Source organism: Streptomyces endocoffeicus (assembly GCF_016741935.1).
Classification (GTDB): domain Bacteria; phylum Actinomycetota; class Actinomycetes; order Streptomycetales; family Streptomycetaceae; genus Streptomyces; species Streptomyces endocoffeicus.
Genome location: NZ_JAERRG010000012.1, coordinates 270,151 through 289,568 on the forward strand (window position 1 = coordinate 270,151; position 19,418 = coordinate 289,568).

Below are 19,418 nucleotides of genomic sequence, written 5' to 3' on the forward strand. Positions count from 1 at the left end.
CGGCGGCTTTCCACCGATGCGTACGGGTACGTCCGGAGTTAAGGCCGGGGCGGGCGCAGACTACCATCGCGGGCAGGCCGCGAGCCGCCGATCCGGGCCTACGATCAGACCGGAAAGCACTGCCCGTGCGCTCGTGGGCAGCGTAACTTGAACGCACACACCAGCACCCAGCCCGCGCACCAACCGCCCGAGGGGTCCCGTGACCGTCCATCCCAGCCTTCAGACCTCCATCGACGCCTGGACGCACTCCATCGACGCGATAACGGAGTTGGTCAACCCGCTAGCGGAGAGCGAGTGGAACCGCGCCACCGAGTGCCCGGGATGGTCCGTGCGGGACGTCGTTTCGCATGTGATCGGCCTCGAATGCGAGATGCTCGGCGATCCCCGCCCCATCCACACCCTGCCGCGCGACCTCTACCACGTCACCAACGAGCTGTCGCGGTACATGGAGGTCCAGGTCGACGTACGGCGCTGCCACACCGCGCCCGAGATGACCTCCGAGCTGGAGTACACCGTCATCCGGCGGGGCCGCCAGCTGCGGAACGAGAAGCGCGAGCCGGACGCCATGGTGCGCTGGCCCGGCGGCACCGAGGTGGCGCTGGCGGAGGCCCTGACGCGGCGGGCCTTCGACATCTGGGTGCACGAACAGGATCTGCGCCGGGCCCTGAACAAGCCGGGCAACCTCGACTCGCCGGGCGCCACGATCACCCGTGATCTGCTGCTGTCGGGGCTGCCGAAGGTGGTCGCCAAGGACGCGGGCGCGGCGCCCCAGTCGGCCGCCGTCTTCGATGTGCACGGCCCGATGGAGTTCATGCGGACGGTCCGGGTCGACGCGGACGGCCGGGGCAGCATCGACGGCAGCGTCTCGCTGGGGCCGACGGTGACCCTCACCCTGGACTGGGAGACCTACGTCCGGCTGGCCTGTGGGCGGGTGCGGCCCGAGGCGGTCTCGGAGCGGCTGAAGATCGAGGGCGACCAGCAGCTGGCGGACGCGATCCTCCAGCACTTCGCGGTCACGCCGTAGCGCTCCGGGGACCGGAGGGCCACGGCGTCACGCCGGTACGTGCACCGCCTCGACGCGGCTCGCGACCACGCGCTCGCGCTCCCGGCGGTGCGCCCGTCCGCGCAGCCGCAGGATCTGGATGACGCCGAGCGCCTGCAGCACGAACACCGAGGCGAACGCGATCCGGAAGTTCTCGCCGGTCAGGTCCAGCAGGACGCCGACGGCCAGCAGCGTGGTCATCGAGGCCGTGAAGCCGCCCATGTTGACGATTCCCGAGGCGGTGCCGGTCCGCTCGGGCGGATTCGCGGGCCGGGCGAAGTCGAAGCCGATCATCGACGCGGGCCCGCAGGCGCCGAGCACCGCACACAGGACGATCAGCAGCCACATGGGCGCGTGGGCGGACGGCCAGAACAGCACGGTGCCCCACAGCAGCGCGGTGGCGCCGACCGTACCGAGGGCCAGCGGGGCGCGGGCGGCGTGGTGCCGGGCGATGACCTGCCCGTAGACCAGGCCGACCGCCATGTTGGACAGCACCACCAGGGTCAGCAGCTGACCCGCGGTCGCCCGGGACAGCCCCTCGGCCTCGACCAGGAACGGCATCCCCCACAGCAGCAGGAACACCATCGCCGGGAACTGGGTGGTGAAGTGCACCCACATGCCCAGCCGGGTGCCGGGCTCGCGCCAGGCGTCCGCGATCTGCCAGCGGACGTAGTCGGCGCCCATATGGGAGGCGGGCGCGGGCTCGAAGCCCTTCGGGTGGTCCTTGAGGAAGAGCAGCACCAGGACGAAGACGGCCACCCCGCCGAGCGCGCTGCCCGCGAAGGTCGTGGTCCAGCCCGCGCTGTGCAGCGCGCGGGCGATCACCAGCGTGGAGATCAGGTTGCCCGCCATCCCGAAGAGCGCCGCGACCTGGGCGATCATCGGCCCCCGGCGGGCCGGGAACCAGCGCGAGCCGAGTCGCAGCACGCTGATGAAGGTCATCGCGTCACCGCAGCCGAGCAGCGCCCGGGAGACCAGCGCCATCAGGTACGAGTGGGAGAGCGCGAAGCCGAACTGCCCCAGCGTGAAGAGCACCACGCCGAGCATGAGCACCTTACGGGTGCCGAGACGGTCGACCATGAGCCCGACCGGTATCTGCATCCCGGCGTAGACCAGCACCTGGAGGATGGAGAAGGTCGACAGCGCCGAGGAGTTGATGTGGAAGCGCTCGGCGGCGTCGATACCGGCGACACCGAGGCTGGTGCGATAGGTGATGGCGACGAAGTAGACGGCGACGCCCAGGCTCCATACGGCGACGGCACGACGTCCGCCGGGTGGATCACCGGGCAACTGGGCCGAGGTCATCGCGCCTCACCCCGGGCGAGGTTGTTCACCCAGCTGATGTGGCGCTGCACCAGACCGGACGCGAACCCGGCGTCCCCGGCGCGCAAGGCCTGGAGGATCTCCGTGTGCTCGGTGATGTTCTTGGCGATGCGGTCGGGCTCGGCGTGCATGGTGGCCACGCCCATCCGCAGCTGGCGGTCCCTCAACTGGTCGTACAGCTGCGCCAGGATGGCGTTTCCCGCCGCCCGGACGATCGCCGCGTGGAAGCAGCGGTCGGCGGCGGCGAAGGCGGCCAGGTCCCCGGCCGCGGCGTGCACCCGCTGCTCCTCCAGGATCTCCTCGAGCCGGGCCAGCAGCCGCCCACCGGCCGGGACGACCTTGGCGACCGCGTGCTGCTCCACCAGCAGCCGGGTCTCGACCACGTCCGCGATCTCCTGGGAGGAGACCGGCAGCACCAGGGCGCCCTTCTTCGGATAGAGCTTGAGCAGCCCCTCGGCCTCCAGGCGCAGCAGCGCCTCCCGGACGGGGGTGCGGGAGACCCCGACGGCGTCCGCGAGTTCGCCCTCGCTCAGCAGTGTGCCGCCCTCGTAGCGGCGGTCGAGGACGGCTTGTTTGACGTGGTGGTAGACGCGTTCGGCGGCAGGCGGCGGCTTGGTGGCCGTATCGGCGGGACTCATGATGCGCACATCATAGATACAAGATGCATGCGCACTCATCCCCCGTCCGCGATGCGGACGGGGGATGAGTATCAGAAGGTGATCAGGCCCACGTGGTCAGGCCCATGTGCTCAGACCCATGTGATCAGGCCCACGTGATCAGGCCCACGTGATCAGGCGCTTGGGACGCTCCAGGACGGCCGCGACGTCCGCGAGCACCTTGGAGCCCAGTTCGCCGTCGACCAGCCGGTGGTCGAAGGAGAGCGCCAGCGTGGTCACCTGGCGCGGCTTGACCTCGCCCTTGTGGACCCACGGCTGGAGCTTGACCGCGCCGAAGGCGAGGATCGCCGACTCCCCGGGGTTGATGATCGGGGTGCCCGCGTCGATGCCGAAGACGCCGACGTTGGTGATGGTGATCGTGCCGCCGGACATCGCCGCCGGGGTGGTCTTGCCCTCACGGGCGGTGGTGACCAGCTCACCCAGGGCGGACGCCAGTTCGGGCAGGGTCTTGGCGTCGGCGTCCTTGATGTTGGGGACGATCAGCCCGCGCGGTGTCGCCGCCGCGATGCCCAGGTTGACGTAGTCCTTGTAGACGATCTCCTGGTTGTCCTCGTCCCAGGTGGCATTGATGTCCGGATTGCGCCGGATGGCCACCAGCAGGGCCTTGGCGACCAGCAGCAGCGGGTTGACCCGCAGCCCGGACAGCTCCGGGTCCTGCTTGAGGTCGGCCACGAGCTTCATCGTGCGGGTCACGTCGACCGTCACGAACTCGGTCACATGCGGGGCGGTGAACGCGCTGTGGACCATCGCCTGCGCCGTGGCCTTCCGTACGCCCTTCACGGGCACCCGGCGCTCCCGGCCCGCGACGGCCTTGACGGCCGTGGACGGGGCCGCCACGGGCGTCTCCCGGGCCGCCTGGACGGCCTCGGCGGCCGCGTGGACGTCCTCGCGGGTGATGATCCCGTCCGGCCCGCTCGGGGTGACCGTCTCCAGGTCGATGCCCAGGTCCTTGGCCAGCTTGCGGACCGGGGGCTTGGCCAGCGGCCGCGCGGTCCGGCCGCTGCCGTTCAGCTCGGGCGAGGGCGCGGGCGAAGACGAAGGCGCGGGCGCGGGGCGCGCGGGCGCGGGGGCGGGCTCCTGGGGCGCGGCCCCGGCGGAGGGGGCGGGCGCGGACCGCTGGAGGCCCGGCAGCGGCTTGCGCGGACGGCGCTTGGTGGAGGCGGGCGCCGCCCCGTAGCCGACCAGATTGGCCTGGCGGCCCGCCTTCTCCTCGGGCTCGGCGGCGGCCGGCTGCTCGGCGGCGGCCTCGGCGGGAGCGGCCTGGGGCGCCGCCTCCCCCGCTCCGGGGTCGGTGTCCACCGAGATGATGGGCGTGCCCACGTCCACGGTGCTGCCCTCGTCGAAACGCAGTTCGTGCACCACGCCGTCGAAGGGGATGGGCAGCTCGACGGCGGCCTTGGCGGTCTCGACCTCGCACACCACCTGTCCGTCGGTCACGGTGTCGCCCGGTGCCACGAACCACTTGAGGATCTCGGCCTCGGTCAGCCCCTCGCCCACATCGGGCATCTTGAACTCACGGAAGCGCTGTTCGACTGCGGTCATCGTCACGATCTCCTCAAGCCCTTCAGTACGCCAACGCGCGATCTACGGCGTCGAGCACCCGGTCCAGCCCCGGAAGGTACTCGTCCTCGAGCCGTGACGGCGGGTACGGCGAGTGGAAGCCGCCGACCCGCAGCACCGGCGCCTGGAGGTGATAGAAGCACCTCTCGGTGATGCGCGCGGCGATCTCCGACCCGGTACCCAGGAATACCGGTGCCTCGTGGACGACGACCAGCCGCCCCGTCCGCTCCACGGAACGCTGGATCGAGTCGAAGTCGATCGGCGACATCGACCGCAGGTCCAGGACCTCGATCGACTTGCCCTCCTCGGCGGCGGCCGCGGCGGCGTCCAGGGCGACCTTCACCATCGGGCCGTAGGCCGCGAGCGTCAGGTCCGCCCCCGGCCGCACCACCCGGGCGGCGTGCAGCGGGCCGGGGATCGCGGCGGTGTCGACCTCGGACTTGTCGTGGTAGCGGCGCTTGGGCTCGAAGTAGATCACCGGGTCATCGCTGTCGATGGCCTGCTGCAGCATCCAGTAGGCGTCGGAGGCGTTGGCCGGCGAGACCACCTTCAACCCCGCCACATGCGCGAACAGCGCCTCCGGCGACTCGCTGTGGTGCTCCACCGCGCCGATGCCGCCGCCGTACGGAATGCGGACGACGACCGGCAGCTTCACCTTGCCGAGCGAGCGTGCGTGCATCTTGGCGAGCTGGGTGACGATCTGGTCGTAGGCGGGAAAGACGAAACCGTCGAACTGGATCTCCACCACCGGGCGGTAGCCGCGCAGCGCCAGCCCGATCGCGGTGCCCACGATGCCGGACTCGGCGAGCGGGGTGTCGATGACCCGGTCCTCGCCGAAGTCCTTCTGGAGCCCGTCGGTGACGCGGAAGACGCCTCCCAGCTTGCCGACGTCCTCGCCCATGATCAGGACCTTGGGGTCGGTCTCCAGGGCAGTCCGCAGGGACGCGTTGATCGCCTTGGAGAGCGACATCTTCTCGGCGGCCATGTCAGATGCCTTCCTCAGCGGTGACGAACGAAGCCTGGTACTCGGCGAACTGCGCCCGCTCCTCGTCGACGAGGGCGTGCCCGTCGGCGTAGATGTGCTCGAACATCGCCATGTCCTCGGGGTCGGGCATGGCCCGTACCGCGTCCCGAACCCGCTTGGCCAGCGCGTCGCTCTCCCGCTCGAGGTCGGCGAAGTACGCGTCGTCCGCCAGGCCCTCGCGGGTCAGCAGGGTGCGCAGCCGCAGGATCGGGTCCTTGGTCTCCCACAGCTCCCGCTCCTCGGGCGAGCGGTAGCGCGTGGGGTCGTCGGAGGTGGTGTGGGCGCCCATGCGGTAGGTGAACGCCTCGATGAGCATCGGGCCCTGCCCGGTGCGCGCCCGCTCCAGCGCGGCCTTGGTGACGGCCAGACAGGCGAGCACGTCATTGCCGTCCACCCGCACCCCGGGGAAGCCGAAGCCCTGGGCACGCTGGTAGAGCGGCACCCGGGTCTGCTTCTCGGTGGGCTCGGAGATGGCCCACTGGTTGTTCTGGCAGAAGAAGACGACCGGGGCGTTGTAGACCGCGGAGAAGGTGAACGATTCGGCGACATCGCCCTGGCTGGAGGCGCCGTCACCGAAGTAGGCCAGGACCGCGGCGTCCGCGCCGTCCTTGGCCACGCCCATCGCGTAGCCGGTCGCGTGCAGCGTCTGCGAGCCGATCACGATGGTGTACAGGTGGAAGTTGTTGCTGTTCGGGTCCCAGCCGCCGTGGTTCACCCCACGGAACATCCCCAGCAGATTGGTCGGGTCGACGCCCCGGCACCACGCCACACCGTGCTCGCGGTAGGTGGGGAAGACGTAGTCGGCGTCGTTCAGCGCCCGGCCGGAGCCGATCTGCGCCGCCTCCTGGCCGAGCAACGAGGCCCACAGGCCCAGTTCGCCCTGGCGCTGCAGGGTGGTGGCCTCGCCGTCGAACCGCCGTGTCAGCACCATGTCCCGGTACAGACCGCGCAGCTCCTCCGGGGTGGGGTCGATGGCGTACTCGGGGTGCTCGACACGCTCGCCCTCGGGGGTCAGCAGCTGTACGAGTTCGGTCTGGCCCGCAGGCTGCTTCTTGGTGTCCCGCGCGCTGGTGCTGCGCTTGGCTCCGCTGCGGCGCGGCTTGCGCGCGGCAGTGCTCTCCACGGTCACGTGTGCTCCTCCGTCTGTCCGGCCCCCGGGATCCGCCGGCGGCCAGTTGCGGCTCGCCCGTTCCGCCACGGCGCACGGGGTGGGTGCGCCGGAGCATGGCCGGGCGTGACAGGTTCCCGGCGGCTGGCCCTGCACAAGGCACGTTACCCAGTGCGTCGCATGTCTGCGAAACCCCACCTGACCTGCAATTTTGCTTGGATTTCCAAGTAAATCGCGTGCGTGGGGAAACTTCCACTGGTCACAGCCCCGCAGGCCGCCGGACAAGCGCACGGTATCCCGCTGGGCAACGACGCGGGAAGACTTCGTGTGTGAGACTGGATCCGTGCGCGAAGAAGGAAAAATAAGGATTTTCCTGGTCGACGACCATGAAGTCGTCCGACGCGGCGTACGAGACCTGCTCGCGGGCGAGCCGGACATGGAAGTGGTCGGCGAGGCGGGCACCGCGGCCGACGCCCTGGCGCGCATCCCGGCCGTCCGCCCGGACGTCGCCGTCCTGGACATCCGGCTGCCCGACCGCAGCGGGGTCGAGGTCTGCCGGGAGATCCGCACCCGGGACGAGAGCGTCCGCTGCATGATGCTCACCTCCTTCGCCGACGACGAGGCGCTCTTCGACGCCATCATCGCGGGCGCCTCCGGCTATGTCCTGAAGGACATCCGCGGCGACGAACTGCTCGCCGCGGTCCGGGACGTGGCCGCGGGCCGGTCACTGCTCGACCCGGTGGCCACCGCCCGGGTGCTGGAACGGCTGCGCGGCCAGACGGCGGCCCAACCGGACGACCAGCTCGCCGCCCTCACCGAGCAGGAGCGCCGGATCCTGCTGCTGATCGGGGAGGGGCTCACCAATCGGGGGATCGGCGAGCGGCTGCATCTCGCCGAGAAGACGATCAAGAACTATGTCTCCAGCCTGCTCTCCAAGCTGGGCATGGAACGCCGCTCGCAGGCGGCGGCGTACGTCGCCCGGATGCAGGCGACGCAGGCGACGCAGGCGCAGAAGCGGTAGCGCTGGCGCTTGGCGCTTGGCGCTGGAAGTGTCGCGATGCGTCGTCGGCCGACCGCAGCGCCGTCGTGGCTGGTCGCGCCCACGCGGCGGAGCCGCACATCGACACAGCCCCGCGCCCCTTCGCGTAGGCGACGAGGCCCGGAAGCGCTGCCCCCTGGCGGGCGAGGAGGCGCGGCGCAGGCCCGGGAAGCGCTACGAGGTGTCCGGCGGACCACGCGGCGGAGCCGCATATCGCGGCTCCTCCTGGCACGCCGGCGCGCAAGGGTGGCGGGGCCTGGCGGCGCCACTCCCCGTTACCAGGGGCTTCGCCCCTGGACCCCGGGGTCTGGGGCGGGGCCCCGGCACGGGGGCTGGGGCGGAGCCCCCGCATGGGGTCTGGGGCGGAGCCCCAGTTTCGGGAAGGGGCGGGTAGGGGAACAGCCCGCCGCAGGCGCCGAGCCGCATCAGCCCCGTCCCGGTCAACCGGCCGTGCCCCGGGGGGCCATGCGTCGTCCTCGCGCGCCGTGGCGGTGATGCCCGGTGATCTAACATCTGGCAGGTGCCGCGCTCACATGTACACTCCGCCGAGGCCGCTCCCGACGGGGAAACCCTGAGCGCCTTGCTCCGCCGCTATGACACCGCCGGTGAAGCCGTCTCCTGCGAACCGCTCACCCAGGGGCTGCTCAACCGGGGCTACCGCCTCGCCACCACCCGCGGCCGGTTCTTCCTCAAACACCACCTCGACGGCGACCGCACCGCCATCGCCCGCCAGCACCGCGTCACCCAGCGGCTGGAGGCGCTCGGGGTGCCCGTCGCCCCGCCGGTCCCCGACGCCGACGGCCGTACGGTCGCCGTCATCGGCGGCCGCTGCTACGCGTTACACCCCTGGATCGACGGGCGGCACCGCGACGGCGGTGAGCTGACCGCCCCGCAGTGCTGGCGTCTTGGCGGGCTGCTCGGGCTCGTCCACACCTGTCTGGAGCGCGTCATGCGGGCCCGTACGGGCGACCGCAGGCCGCCCGTGGAGGCCGCCGCCGACCCCGAGGACACCTTCGCCGTCATCGACGAGCTGCTCACGCTGATCCGGGGACGCCGGAACCGCGACAGCTTCGACGAACTCGCCGAGCACCGGCTGGTCGAGCGGCGGACGCTGGTGGAGCGGCACGCCCACCGCCGCCCGGAGGCGGACGCCGTCCCGGTCGCCGGCTGGGTGCACGGCGACTTCCACCCGCTGAACCTGCTCTACCGCGACACGGAACCGGCCGCCATCGTCGACTGGGACCGGCTCGGGGTACAGCCGCGCGCCGAGGAGGCGGTCCGCGCCGCCGCGATCTTCTTCGTACGGCCCGACGGCACCCTGGAACTCACCAAGGTGCGGTCCTACGCGCGGGCGTACCGCTGCGCGGCGGGGGCCGGGACCTCCGAGATGGCCGCGGCCGTGCACCGGGTGTGGTGGGAGCGGCTCAACGACTTCTGGATGCTGCGCTGGCGCTACCAGCGCGGGGACGGGCGCGCCGATCCGCAGTTCCCGGCGGCCGCCGCGCTGGTGGTGTGGTGGACCCGGGAGTACGACGCGGTCCGCGACGCCTTCTGCGGGTGACGGGAGCGCCTTCTGCGGGAGTCGGGGCCGCCTTCTGCGGATGACAGGGCCGCCTTCTGCGGGTGACGGGGGCGCCGTGGGGCGCCCCCGGCCGTCAGGGGGTTCCGGCGCCACCGTCCGTGGCACCCGCCGTGCCACCGGTGGGCTCGGTGGTGCCCGGGTCCGTCTCCGGGTCCGTCGGCGTGGTGGTCTCCTGGCCGCCGCCCGGGGTGGTCTGCTCGCCGGTCGGCTCGCCGGTGCCGGGGTCCGTCTCCGGGTCCGTCGGCTCGTCCGTGGGGTTGTCCTGGTACGTCGGCGTCGGATCCGTGGTCGGGGTGTAGTCGCTGCCCGTGTCCCCGGAGTTGTTCTGATCGTCGCTCGAGGCCGTCTCGTCGTTCGAGTTGTCGCTCGGCTTGTCGGTCGGCTTCTTCGTCTTGTCCTGGGTGACCGACGTCTGGTGCTTACTCGGCTCCTTCCCGCCGTCCTTGTCGCCCATCTGGAGGGCGAAGGCGACCCCCGTCGCGACCGCGATCAACGCGAGCACCGCGATCAGCCACATCCTGCCGCGGCCCTTACGGCGGCCGGAACCGCCGTGGTAGCCGCCGCCCCCGCCACCGGGGCCGGTGACGATCGGCTGCTGGGAGGTCTCGCCGTGGCCCGGGTGCGGCAGCGCGGTGGTGGCCCCGACGCCGGGCATGCCCATGGCGGGGGTGGCGGCGCCCAGGTGCTGGGTGACCGGGCCGGTGTTCCACATACCGGTGTGGCCGCCGGCCTCGTGGAGCATCTGGAGCGCGTACTGGACCAGTCCGCGCATCTCCTCGGCGCTCTGGAACCGGTCGTCCGGGTCCTTGGCGAGGGAGCGCATGACCAGGCCGTCCAGCTCCGGCGGCACGGTTCCGGAGGTCTCCGACGGGGGCACCGGGATGTCCTGGACGTGCTGGTACACCACCGACAGCGGGGTCTCCCCGGTGAACGGCGGGCGCAGCGCCAGCAGCTCGTAGAGCAGGCAGCCGGTGGCGTAGAGGTCGGAGCGGTGGTCCACGGCCTTGCCGAGGGCCTGCTCCGGCGAGAGGTACTGCGGTGTGCCCATGACCATGCCGGTCTGGGTCATCGTGGACTGCGCGCCGTGCAGGGCGCGGGCGATGCCGAAGTCCATGACCTTGACCGCGCCGCTGTGGGTGATGATCACGTTGGCGGGCTTGATGTCACGGTGCACGATGCCGTGCTGATGGCTGTAGGCGAGCGCCTCCAGCACCCCGGAGACGATGATCAGCGCCTGGTCCGGCGGCGGGGCCTCGGCGTTGAGCAGCAGATCGCGGATGGTCCGGCCCTCGACCAGCTCCATGACGATGTACGGCACGGTGTTCTGGCCGACCGTGTCCTCGCCGGAGTCGTAGACGGCCACCACGGCGTGGTGGTTCAGCCCCGCCACGGACTGTGCCTCGCGGGTGAAGCGGGCCTTGGACACCGGGTCCTCGGCCAGATCGGCGCGGAGCAGCTTCACCGCGACCGTACGGCCGAGCCGGAGGTCCTCGGCGGCGAACACCTCCGCCATACCGCCGCGGCCGAGTCGACCGGTAAGCCGATATCGACCATCGCCAACAAGTCCCCCGTTACCCCACACCTCGGGCATATCCGGCATTCCGGACCCACTGGCGTCAGGTTCGGAGGGCCCCTGGGCGCCCTGGGTCTGTGCCATCGGTCCTCGCCGTCTCGTTCTCGGTGGGGGTGGGGTCGAGATCGCCCCGCCCACGGGCGGTACGGTTCCCGCTAGGCACGCTACAGCCTTCGCGCCGTGTATCGGTTGGTGATGGACCGGCCATCAAACCTGTTGACGGTGAAGCGATGCAAATCGCGTGACGGGTTCTTGCGCATCCGGTCACGGAACGGGCAACGCGGCTTGACGTGTCCGTGGCCTGGGGCAGACTTGGCCACGATATCCAGAACATCAAGATCAATGCGTCGAAACGTGCGCGTCAGAGTAGTGAGTGCGCCAAGGGGGAAGTACGAAATGAGCCAGTACGGCGCATCGGGCAGGTATCAAGGCCAATCTCTGGCGAACGGCCGATATCAGCTGCGTGACCTGCTGGGCGAGGGCGGCATGGCCTCCGTCCACCTGGCTTATGACACCGTGCTGGACCGCCAGGTCGCCATCAAGACGCTCCACACCGAGCTGGGACGCGAGCAGTCCTTCCGCGAGCGGTTCCGCCGCGAGGCCCAGGCGGTGGCGAAACTCACGCACACCAATATCGTCTCGGTCTTTGACACCGGCGAGGACGCCATGGACGGCTCGCTGATGCCGTACATCGTCATGGAGTACGTCGAAGGTCAGCCGCTGCGCTCGGTTCTGGACGGCGATGTCCGGCAATACGGCGCGATGCCGACCGAAAAGGCATTGAAGATCACCAGCGATGTGCTGGCGGCGCTGGAAATCAGCCATGAGATGGGGCTGGTCCACCGCGACATCAAGCCAGGTAACGTGATGATGACCAAGCGTAATGTGGTCAAAGTCATGGACTTCGGCATCGCCCGCGCCATGCAGTCCGGGGTCACCTCCATGACTCAGACCGGCATGGTCGTCGGCACTCCGCAGTACCTCTCCCCCGAGCAGGCGCTGGGCCGCGGCGTGGACGCCCGCAGCGACCTGTACTCGGTCGGCATCATGCTTTTCGAGCTGCTGACCGGCCGGCTGCCCTTCGACGCGGACTCGCCGCTGGCCATCGCGTACGCGCACGTCCAGGAGGAGCCGGTCGCGCCCTCCTCGATCAACCAGTCCATCCCTCCGGCGGTGGACGCGCTGGTCGCCCGCGCCCTGAAGAAGAACCCGAACGAGCGCTTCCCGACCGCCGAGGCCATGCGCGACGAATGCGCACGAGTCGCCCGTACCGGGCAGACCGGCGCCTCCCCGATCATCATCAGCGGCGGCCCCCCGGCCCGCAGCGGCTCCGGAGTCGGCTCGGCGGTCTTCCCGCCGATCGACCAGCAGACGCCCGCCCCCGGCCCCGGCAGCGTCCAGACGCCGTACCAGCCGCAGCACACCCCCGGGCAGTTCGGCGCCTTCGGCCCGTCCACCCCGCCGCCGCCGGTCGGCCAGGGGCCGTCCACGACACCGCTGGGGCAGGCGGGGTACCAGACCCCGGCGCCGTCGTACCAGGGCCCCAGCACCCCGCCGCCGTACAACATCTCGCCCTCGCCCTCCGGGAGCCGCGGCAGCGGCGGCAGCGGAAACAAGCGCGTGATCATAGGCTCGGCCGTCGTCGCGGCGATCGCGGTCATCGCCGTGATCCTGGTCATCGCGCTCCAAAGCGACGGCGGCTCCAAGGACGAGAGCAAGAAGGGCGGCCGCGCCAAGCCGGTGTCGCCGACGGCCTCCGACAACGCCGCGGGCTTCCGCATGGGCGACAAGACCAAGACCATCGAGGCGAAGAAGTGCACCGACGCGTACGAGGACACTGACGAGAAGGGCACGTACTCGGTGCCCGACTTCCAGAACCTCTACATCGACTCGGTGAAGAAGTGCATCCGCGCGGCGGGCTGGAAGTACCGCGTGGTGCCCCAGGACGAGAATCTGTGGGGCAAGGGCACCGTCCTCAATTACACGTACCGGAACTACGAGCCGTACAACCCCAAGACGGACACCATCGAGCTGACCGTCTCCACCGGCAACCCGGGGTAAGGGCGGCTCCCGCTCGCTCCGCTTCCAGCCCGACGACGCCGCGGGCCTCATCTGAAGGTGAGGCCCGCGGCGTCGTTTCGTTGTGTCCGGCGCGTGTCCGGTCGTTGTGTCCGCTGCGTGTCCGGTCGTTGTGCCCGGGGCGCGTCCGGCGCGTGGCTCGGGGAGCGGCTCAGAAGCTCAGCGGCTCAGCGGCTCAGCGGCTCAGAGGTACGGCCCCGAGCGGGCGCCGCCCGGCTTGGGCATGTCCTCGTCCTCCTCGCCCCCGCCGATCCCTGGCGGCAGCGCCCGGCGCATCTGCTCCAGCTGGGCGCGCGCCGCCATCTGCTGGGCGAACAGGGTGGTCTGGATGCCGTGGAACAGCCCCTCCAGCCAGCCGACCAACTGAGCCTGAGCGATGCGCAGTTCCGCCTCGGTGGGCACCGCATCGTCCGTGAAGGGCAGCGACAGCCGCTCCAGCTCCCCGATCAGCTCGGGGGCCAGCCCGTCCTCCAGCTCCTTCACCGAGCTGGAGTGGATCTCCTTGAGCCGGACCCGGCTGGCCTCGTCGAGAGGTGCGGCGCGGACCTCCTCCAGAAGCTGCTTGATCATGCTGCCGATCCGCATGACCTTCGCCGGCTGTTCGACCATGTCCGTCACGGGAACCTCGCGCGACTCGTCGTCACCACTGCCCTCGCCAGAAGCAGGAGCGACGCCGCCGAGTGCCATGCCGTCCGGACCGACGACCAGGACGTGCGGGCTCTCCTGCGCTCGTTCGTTCATCGGCTGGTTCATACCCCTATTGTTCCGCACCGGCACCCGGTACGACGGGCGAGGGTCGAGGTTTCGGCGACGATCACCGGCGACGGCTGTCAGCGGCGGCCATCAGAGCGGTCGCGGTGATCAGCGGCGGCGCAGTCGCAGGCCGAAGAACGCCAGGCCGAGGCCGAGGCCGGTGAGCGCGAGACCGGTGCCCAGCGGCAGCACCCGCATCGCCCGCCCGCTCGGCTCGGCGGCGGTCCGCTGAGCGCCGTAAGGCTGTCCGGACGGGAGCGATTCGCGCGCCTGGTGCCGGTCCGGCCGCTGCGGGACGGGGAGGGAGGACGGCGTCCACTCGGGCACCACCGAGAACCGCCCGGTGCCCTCGTCGTCCCCCGTGTCGGCCGAGGGGTCCCCGTCCGGCGACGAGGGGGTCGGCGTCCCGGTGCGGCCGGGGTGCGCACGGCCCTCGCCCGCGCGGGTGCCCGCCAGCCCGCCGCCGTCGTCGGCGGGAGCGGGGGCGGGGGCGGCGGCGGACGCGGCGGGGGCCGCGGCCAGGGCGGTGCCCGCCAGCAGGGCCGCCGCGGGGAGCGTGCGAAGCGTCGCAGGGTTCACGGTGGTCACCCTCCCGTGCCGAACCGTTGCGTAACGGGATCAGCGTCACATGAGGGCAGGAACCGGGCATCCTGAACGCCGCCGTACGGACTCCGATACGACCGTAAGGACCGCGGCGCCCGCCGTAAGGACCGCGACAGCGCCGTAAGGGCGGCCGTGGGGGCGCTGTAAGGGCCGTGAGGGCGCTGTAAGGGCCGTGGCTGCAAGGGCCGTGGCGGCGCCGTGAGGATCGCGGCGGCGCCGCCGTACGGACCCGGCCGCGGCCCTCAGGTCGTCAGCAGGATCTTGCCCACATGCGTGCTGGACTCCAGCAGCCGGTGGGCCTCCGGGGCCTCCCGCATCGGGACGGTGCTGTCGACGATCGGGCGGACCCGGCCGCCGCCGATCAGCGGCCAGACATGCTCCCGTACCGCCGCGATGATCGCCGACTTCTGCGCCAGCGAGCGGCCCCGCAGCCCGGTGGCCGTCACGGCGGCGCTCTTGGACAGCAGGGTGGCCAGGTTCAGCTCGGCCTTCACACCGCCCTGAAGCCCGATGATCGCCAGCCGTCCGTTGAGGGCGAGCGACTCCAGATTCCGGGCGAGGTACTTCGCGCCGACGATGTCCAGGATGACGTCCGCGCCCGCACCGTCGGTGGCCCGGCGGATCTCCTCGACGAAGTCCTGCTCGCGGTAGTCGATCAGGATGTCGGCGCCCAGCTCCTGGCAGGCGGCCAGCTTCTCCGGGCCGCCCGCGGTCACCGCGACCCGCGCCCCGACCGCCTTCGCTAGCTGGATCGCCATGGTGCCGATACCGCTCGATCCGCCGTGCACCAACAGCGTCTCGCCCGGCCGGAGATGGGAGATCATGAAGACGTTGGACCATACGGTGGCGGTCACTTCGGGCAGCGCCGCGGCCCTGACCAGGTCCACGCCCTCGGGAAGGGGCAGCAGCTGCCCCGACGGAACCGCCACCTTCTCGGCGTATCCACCGCCCGCGAGCAGGGCGCACACCTCGTCGCCCACGGCCCAGCCGGTGACGCCGGTGCCGAGCGCCGAGATCCGGCCCGAGCACTCCAGACCGGCGTAGGGCGAGGCTCCGGGCGGCGGCGGATAGTGGCCCTGGCGCTGGAGCACATCCGCGCGGTTGACGCCGGCGGCCGCCACGTCGACCAGGACCTCGCCCTCACCGGGCACGGGATCGGGGACCTCCGCCCATACCAGGGCTTCGGGGCCGCCGGGTTCGGGAATCGTGATCGCATGCATGGGCGCGAGGCTACTCCTGGACCATCGGCGCGCGAACGATCGTGATCAAGCGGTCGGCCGCCTGCAGCGGACTGGCGTCGGGATCGTCGTACGCGAGGAGGCGATGGCCGCGCAGCACGGACACCACGAGGTCCTCCGTGTCCCGCACCGACTTGCCCACCTCGGCCTTCACCACCGTGCGCTCCACCAGGTCCAGGCCCGTGCCCTGCTGAATCAGATCCTCGATCACCGCACCGGCCGTCGGGCTCTGCACGCTCATGCCCAGCAGGCGGCCCGCCGCGCTGGCGCTGGTGATCACCGCGTCGGCCCCGGACTGGCGCAGCAGCGGCGCGTTCTCCTCCTCGCGCACCGCCGCCACGATGTTGGCGCCCCGGTTGAGCTGCCGGGCCGTCAGCGTGACCAGGACGGCGGTGTCATCGCGCTGGGTGGCGATCACGAACTGGCGGGCGCGCTGCGCCTCCGCCCGCAACAGCACATCGCTGCGGGTCGCGTCGCCGACCACCCCGGCGAACCCCTCCGCGTTGGCCGCCTCGATCACCTTGTGGTTGGGGTCGACCACGACCACCCGGTTCTTGGGCAGCCCCGTCGCGCAAAGGGTCTCCACCGCGGACCGCCCCTTCGTGCCGAAGCCCACTACGACGGTGTGATCACGCAACGCTGACCTCCAGCGGTTCAGTCGGTACTGCTCGCGGGTGCGCTCGGCCAGGACTTCCAGGGTGGTGCCGACCAGGATGATCAGAAAGAGCACGCGCAGCGGCGTGACCAGCAGGATGTTACTGAGCCGCGCGCTGTCGCTGTACGGCACGATGTCGCCGTATCCGGTCGTGGACAGCGTGACGGTCGAGTAGTAGACGGAGTCGAGGAAGTCGACCTGGTCGTCAGCGTTGTCGTGGTAACCCGCGCGGTCGACGTAGACGATGGCCACCGTCAGCACCAGCACCAGCAGCGCCAGCAGCAGCCGGCGGCCGACCTGGCGCAGCGGGCCCGCGGGGAAGTGGGGCAGATGGACGCGGTGGCCGCCGTCCCCGGGGGTGCGGGCGGCCGCGTCATGGCTGGGCAGCTTCACGCCGGGCCCTCCTGGGGGGATATGTCCTCGCCATCGGCCGCCTGTGCCGTGCGTTGGCGTGCTTGGTCCGCATGGCTCGGTTGCTCTGCCGCGCTCGCCGACCACGGGAGATCCAATACGTCGACCTCCGTGCCGCGCTTCGCCCCGCCGGGCGGGATCACGGCGAGGCCGTCGGCCGCCGCGATGCCGCGCAGCATCGCCGGGCCGTTGAAGCGCAGCGGCACGGCCGCGTCCTGCCGGAAGGTCACCGGGACCAGCCGGGTGTCCCTCGGATGCCCCTGCACGGCCTCGGCCAGCGGGGCCGGGCCGGGGTCGGGGGCCGGGCGGCCGGTCAGCGTCCGCAGCAGCGGCTCCGCGAGGGTCAGCAGACCGGACACCGCCGCGAGCGGATTGCCCGGGAGCCCCACCAGATGCCGGGCGGGTCGGGACGGGCGTTCGGGAGGTGCGGGGGGTGCGGGGGGTCCGACGGTTTTGGGTGCTTCGGCGTTTTCGGGGCTTCCGGGGGTTTCGCGGTTTCCGGAGCTCTCGCGGTTTCCGGAGTTCTCGCGGTTCGCGCGGGCGAGGCGGGCCAGCAGCATCGGGTGACCGGGACGCACCGCCACCCCGTCCACCAGCAGCTCGGCGCCCAGGCGGCGCAGGGTGGGGTGGACATGGTCCACGGGGCCCGCGGCCGTGCCCCCGGTCGTCACGACGACATCGGCGGACGACTCGGCCACCGCCGCGTACACCACGTCCGCCTCGTCGGCCAGCCGCCGGGTGCCCAAGACCTCGGCGCCGAGCGCCCGCAGCCACGGCCCGACCATCGGCCCCAGCGCGTCCCGGATCCGGCCGTCGTGCGGCAGCCCCTCGGTGAGCAGCTCGTCGCCGAGGACCAGCACCTCGACGCGCGGCCTGCGCACCGTCGGCAGCTCGTCGTACCCCGCCGCGGCGGCCAGGCCCAGGACGGCGGGGGTGACCAGGGTCCCGGCGGGGAGCAGCTGATCGCCGCTCCGGCACTCCTGGCCGCGGGTGCGGATGTCCTGGCCGAGGACGACGGGGTGGGCGGCGGACGCGTGCAGCCAGCCGTCGCCCGCGTCGGTGCCGTACTCGCTGCGCAGTACGGCGGTGGCGCCGGGCGGGACGCGGGCGCCGGTGGCGATGCGGACCGCGTGGCCGTCGGGGAGGGGGACCGTCTCGCCGTGTCCGGCGAGGATGCCCTGGTGGTTCTGGTCCTCTGTGCCGGTTGGCAGCCGCCAGGGGCCGGGGCCCGAGAGCGCCCAGCCGTCCATGGCGGAGGTGTCGAAGGGCGGCAGATCGGTGAGCGCGGCGAGCGGCGCGGCCAGGACCTGGCCGAGCGCCTCGAACAGCGGCCGCATCACCGGGGCCGCGTGGACGGCCTCCTTGACGGCGGCGCGGGCGGCGATGGCGCGGGCGTCGGGCCAGGAGATGGGGCTGCGGTGCGGTGGGTTCATGGAGGGATGCGGGTGGGGCGTCGGTGTGCCGGGGGCGCGTTTCGGGTGCGGGGCCGGGGCCTGATGGGCGGGGGCCCTGGACGGCGTGCCTTTGGCACCAGTGGCCTCCGATGTCGGACTACCCGAGGATCGGCTCCTCGAATACACCTCCGGCCTTCGGCGTACGTGGCCCTGGGCATCCAGGGCCGCCGCAGGCTCCCCCGCCGTTTCCCGTGCCGTTTCCCGTGCCAGGTCGAGCGCGGTCTCGACCCAGTCCGTCGGGGTCGGGTCGCCTCCGGTGTCGGCGATGGCGTCGGTCTCGCCGGGGCTTCGCTCCCGGGTGGCCCGGCCCGGGCGGTCATTGGCCAGGCTGATGGCGGCGTCGGCCCAGTCCTCCTCCGATTCCGTTCCGGGCGGCTCCGGGCCCTGCGGCGGCGATTCATTGGCGAGCGCCAGCGCCTCGTCGACCTCGCGGTCGAGCGGGTCCCCGTCCCGGGGTTGGCGAGGTGTCACTGCTCCTCGGCCCAACGCGCCGCCAGCGCCGCGGCCTTCTCGGTGGCGGCGGCCAGCGCCTCGGGGCCACCGCCCTTCTGGGCCGCGGCGTAGCCGACGAGAAAGGTGGTCAGGGGGGCGGCGGGCCGGGCGACGCCATGTGCGGCGTCACGGGCCAGATCGAGTAGGGCCGCGGTGTCGACATCCAGGTCGATCCCGAGCTCGGCCTTGACTGCGGCAATCCATTCGTCCAACACGTGTCCATGCTCCCTGATGCGTGCTCGAGCCGTGGTGATGTCTTCCCAGGTGTCGCAGTCGAACGACGCGGTGGAGTGCTGGAGGCGGGCCAGGGCCAGCTCGGAGACGAGGAGGCGGAGGGGCAGCCCGCCGAGGCCGCCGTGTTCGGTGGCGAGGAGGCCGATCTCGCGGCGCAGCGCCTCGGCGCGGTAGGCGGCGACAAGGGGCTGCTCACGGCCGTCGGGGTCGATGAGCACGGCCCCTTCGGTGTCCTGGAGACCGGTGAGGAGGGTCTCGACGGTCTCGTGGGTGAGGAAGGGCAGATCGGCGGAGAGGACGAGGACGACCGGAGCCGTGGTCTGCCGGATGCCCGCGTCGACGGCCGCGACCGGGCCGCCGCCGGGGGGCTCCTCCCGGGCCCACCGCACCGGCCGCGCCGTGGGCCTGCGCGGGCCGACGACGACGGTCCGCCCGGCGCCGCGGCATGCGTCCAGCACCCGGTCGAGCAGGGCTCGACCGCCCACCCGCAGCGCGGGCTTGTCCACCCCACCGAGCCGCCGAGCGGCGCCCCCGGCCAGGATCACTGCGTCATACGCACCTGGAGTCACCC

The 19,418-nt window shown here is 71.8% G+C and carries 16 protein-coding genes; 4 read left to right on the forward strand and 12 right to left on the reverse strand.

All coding sequences use genetic code 11. The features are described 5' to 3' along the window. Window positions 1-199 precede the first annotated feature (199 nt). Complete coding sequence (locus JK364_RS28520) at window positions 200-1,024, forward strand: maleylpyruvate isomerase family mycothiol-dependent enzyme (RefSeq protein WP_201854178.1); 825 nt, start codon at window positions 200-202, stop codon at window positions 1,022-1,024. A 27-nt stretch (window positions 1,025-1,051) separates the two neighbouring features. On the opposite strand, the gene JK364_RS28525 is transcribed toward JK364_RS28520, so the two are convergent. The 5 genes from JK364_RS28525 to pdhA form a co-directional block, all read right to left on the reverse strand. Next, window positions 1,052-2,347 carry an MFS transporter gene (locus JK364_RS28525; RefSeq protein WP_201854179.1) on the reverse strand — a complete coding sequence of 432 codons (1,296 nt, stop codon included), beginning with the start codon at window positions 2,345-2,347 and terminating at the stop codon, window positions 1,052-1,054. Further along, window positions 2,344-3,003 carry a GntR family transcriptional regulator gene (locus JK364_RS28530; protein WP_201854180.1) on the reverse strand — a complete coding sequence of 220 codons (660 nt, stop codon included), beginning with the start codon at window positions 3,001-3,003 and terminating at the stop codon, window positions 2,344-2,346. The genes JK364_RS28525 and JK364_RS28530 overlap by 4 nt, the downstream gene beginning before the upstream one ends. A 138-nt stretch (window positions 3,004-3,141) precedes the next feature. Further along, window positions 3,142-4,584: a dihydrolipoamide acetyltransferase family protein gene (locus tag JK364_RS28535; protein WP_201854181.1), complete on the reverse strand. Its 1,443-nt coding sequence runs from the start codon at window positions 4,582-4,584 to the stop codon at window positions 3,142-3,144. Between the two features lie 22 nt (window positions 4,585-4,606). Further along, on the reverse strand, window positions 4,607-5,587 hold the full coding sequence (locus JK364_RS28540; protein WP_037964409.1) for an alpha-ketoacid dehydrogenase subunit beta: 981 nt from the start codon (window positions 5,585-5,587) through the stop codon (window positions 4,607-4,609). Between the two features lies 1 nt (window position 5,588). Next, window positions 5,589-6,755, reverse strand: coding sequence for a pyruvate dehydrogenase (acetyl-transferring) E1 component subunit alpha (gene pdhA / locus JK364_RS28545; protein ID WP_201854182.1), 1,167 nt, complete (start codon window positions 6,753-6,755; stop codon window positions 5,589-5,591). A gap of 322 nt (window positions 6,756-7,077) precedes the next feature. Here pdhA and JK364_RS28550 point away from each other — a divergent pair, with 322 nt between their 5' ends. Together JK364_RS28550 and JK364_RS28555 are read left to right on the forward strand one after the other, a co-directional pair. Beyond that, window positions 7,078-7,755, forward strand: coding sequence for a response regulator (locus JK364_RS28550; protein ID WP_201854183.1), 678 nt, complete (start codon window positions 7,078-7,080; stop codon window positions 7,753-7,755). A 538-nt stretch (window positions 7,756-8,293) separates the two neighbouring features. Beyond that, window positions 8,294-9,334, forward strand: a complete 1,041-nt coding sequence (locus JK364_RS28555; RefSeq protein WP_201854184.1) for a phosphotransferase — start codon at window positions 8,294-8,296, stop codon at window positions 9,332-9,334. 94 nt (window positions 9,335-9,428) lie between these two features. Here JK364_RS28555 and JK364_RS28560 read toward each other — a convergent pair whose 3' ends face one another. Next, window positions 9,429-11,012, reverse strand: a complete 1,584-nt coding sequence (locus JK364_RS28560) for a protein kinase domain-containing protein (RefSeq protein WP_201854185.1) — start codon at window positions 11,010-11,012, stop codon at window positions 9,429-9,431. Between the two features lie 312 nt (window positions 11,013-11,324). Here JK364_RS28560 and JK364_RS28565 point away from each other — a divergent pair, with 312 nt between their 5' ends. After that, the gene (locus JK364_RS28565) at window positions 11,325-12,989 is read left to right on the forward strand and encodes a protein kinase domain-containing protein (RefSeq protein ID WP_201854186.1); all 1,665 of its coding nucleotides are present in this window, start codon (window positions 11,325-11,327) and stop codon (window positions 12,987-12,989) included. A 201-nt stretch (window positions 12,990-13,190) separates the two neighbouring features. On the opposite strand, the gene JK364_RS28570 is transcribed toward JK364_RS28565, so the two are convergent. The 6 genes from JK364_RS28570 to JK364_RS28595 form a co-directional block, all read right to left on the reverse strand. Then, entirely contained in the window at window positions 13,191-13,760 is a 570-nt protein-coding gene (locus JK364_RS28570) for a bacterial proteasome activator family protein (protein WP_201854187.1), read from the reverse strand. Between the two features lie 108 nt (window positions 13,761-13,868). Beyond that, window positions 13,869-14,339 (reverse strand): hypothetical protein, encoded by a 471-nt coding sequence (locus JK364_RS28575; protein WP_201854188.1) that lies wholly within the window; start codon window positions 14,337-14,339, stop codon window positions 13,869-13,871. Window positions 14,340-14,605: 266 nt separating this feature from the next. Further along, complete coding sequence (locus JK364_RS28580) at window positions 14,606-15,583, reverse strand: NAD(P)H-quinone oxidoreductase (protein ID WP_201854189.1); 978 nt, start codon at window positions 15,581-15,583, stop codon at window positions 14,606-14,608. 10 nt (window positions 15,584-15,593) lie between these two features. Then, complete coding sequence (locus JK364_RS28585; protein WP_201854190.1) at window positions 15,594-16,649, reverse strand: potassium channel family protein; 1,056 nt, start codon at window positions 16,647-16,649, stop codon at window positions 15,594-15,596. Then, a complete protein-coding gene (locus JK364_RS28590; RefSeq protein WP_201854233.1) occupies window positions 16,646-18,100 on the reverse strand; it encodes a molybdopterin molybdotransferase MoeA in 1,455 nt (484 codons plus the stop codon). Before JK364_RS28590 ends, JK364_RS28585 begins: the two co-directional genes overlap by 4 nt. 488 nt (window positions 18,101-18,588) lie before the next feature. After that, window positions 18,589-19,416, reverse strand: a complete 828-nt coding sequence (locus tag JK364_RS28595) for an NTP transferase domain-containing protein (RefSeq protein ID WP_307841406.1) — start codon at window positions 19,414-19,416, stop codon at window positions 18,589-18,591. Between the last annotated feature and the right edge of the window lie 2 nt (window positions 19,417-19,418).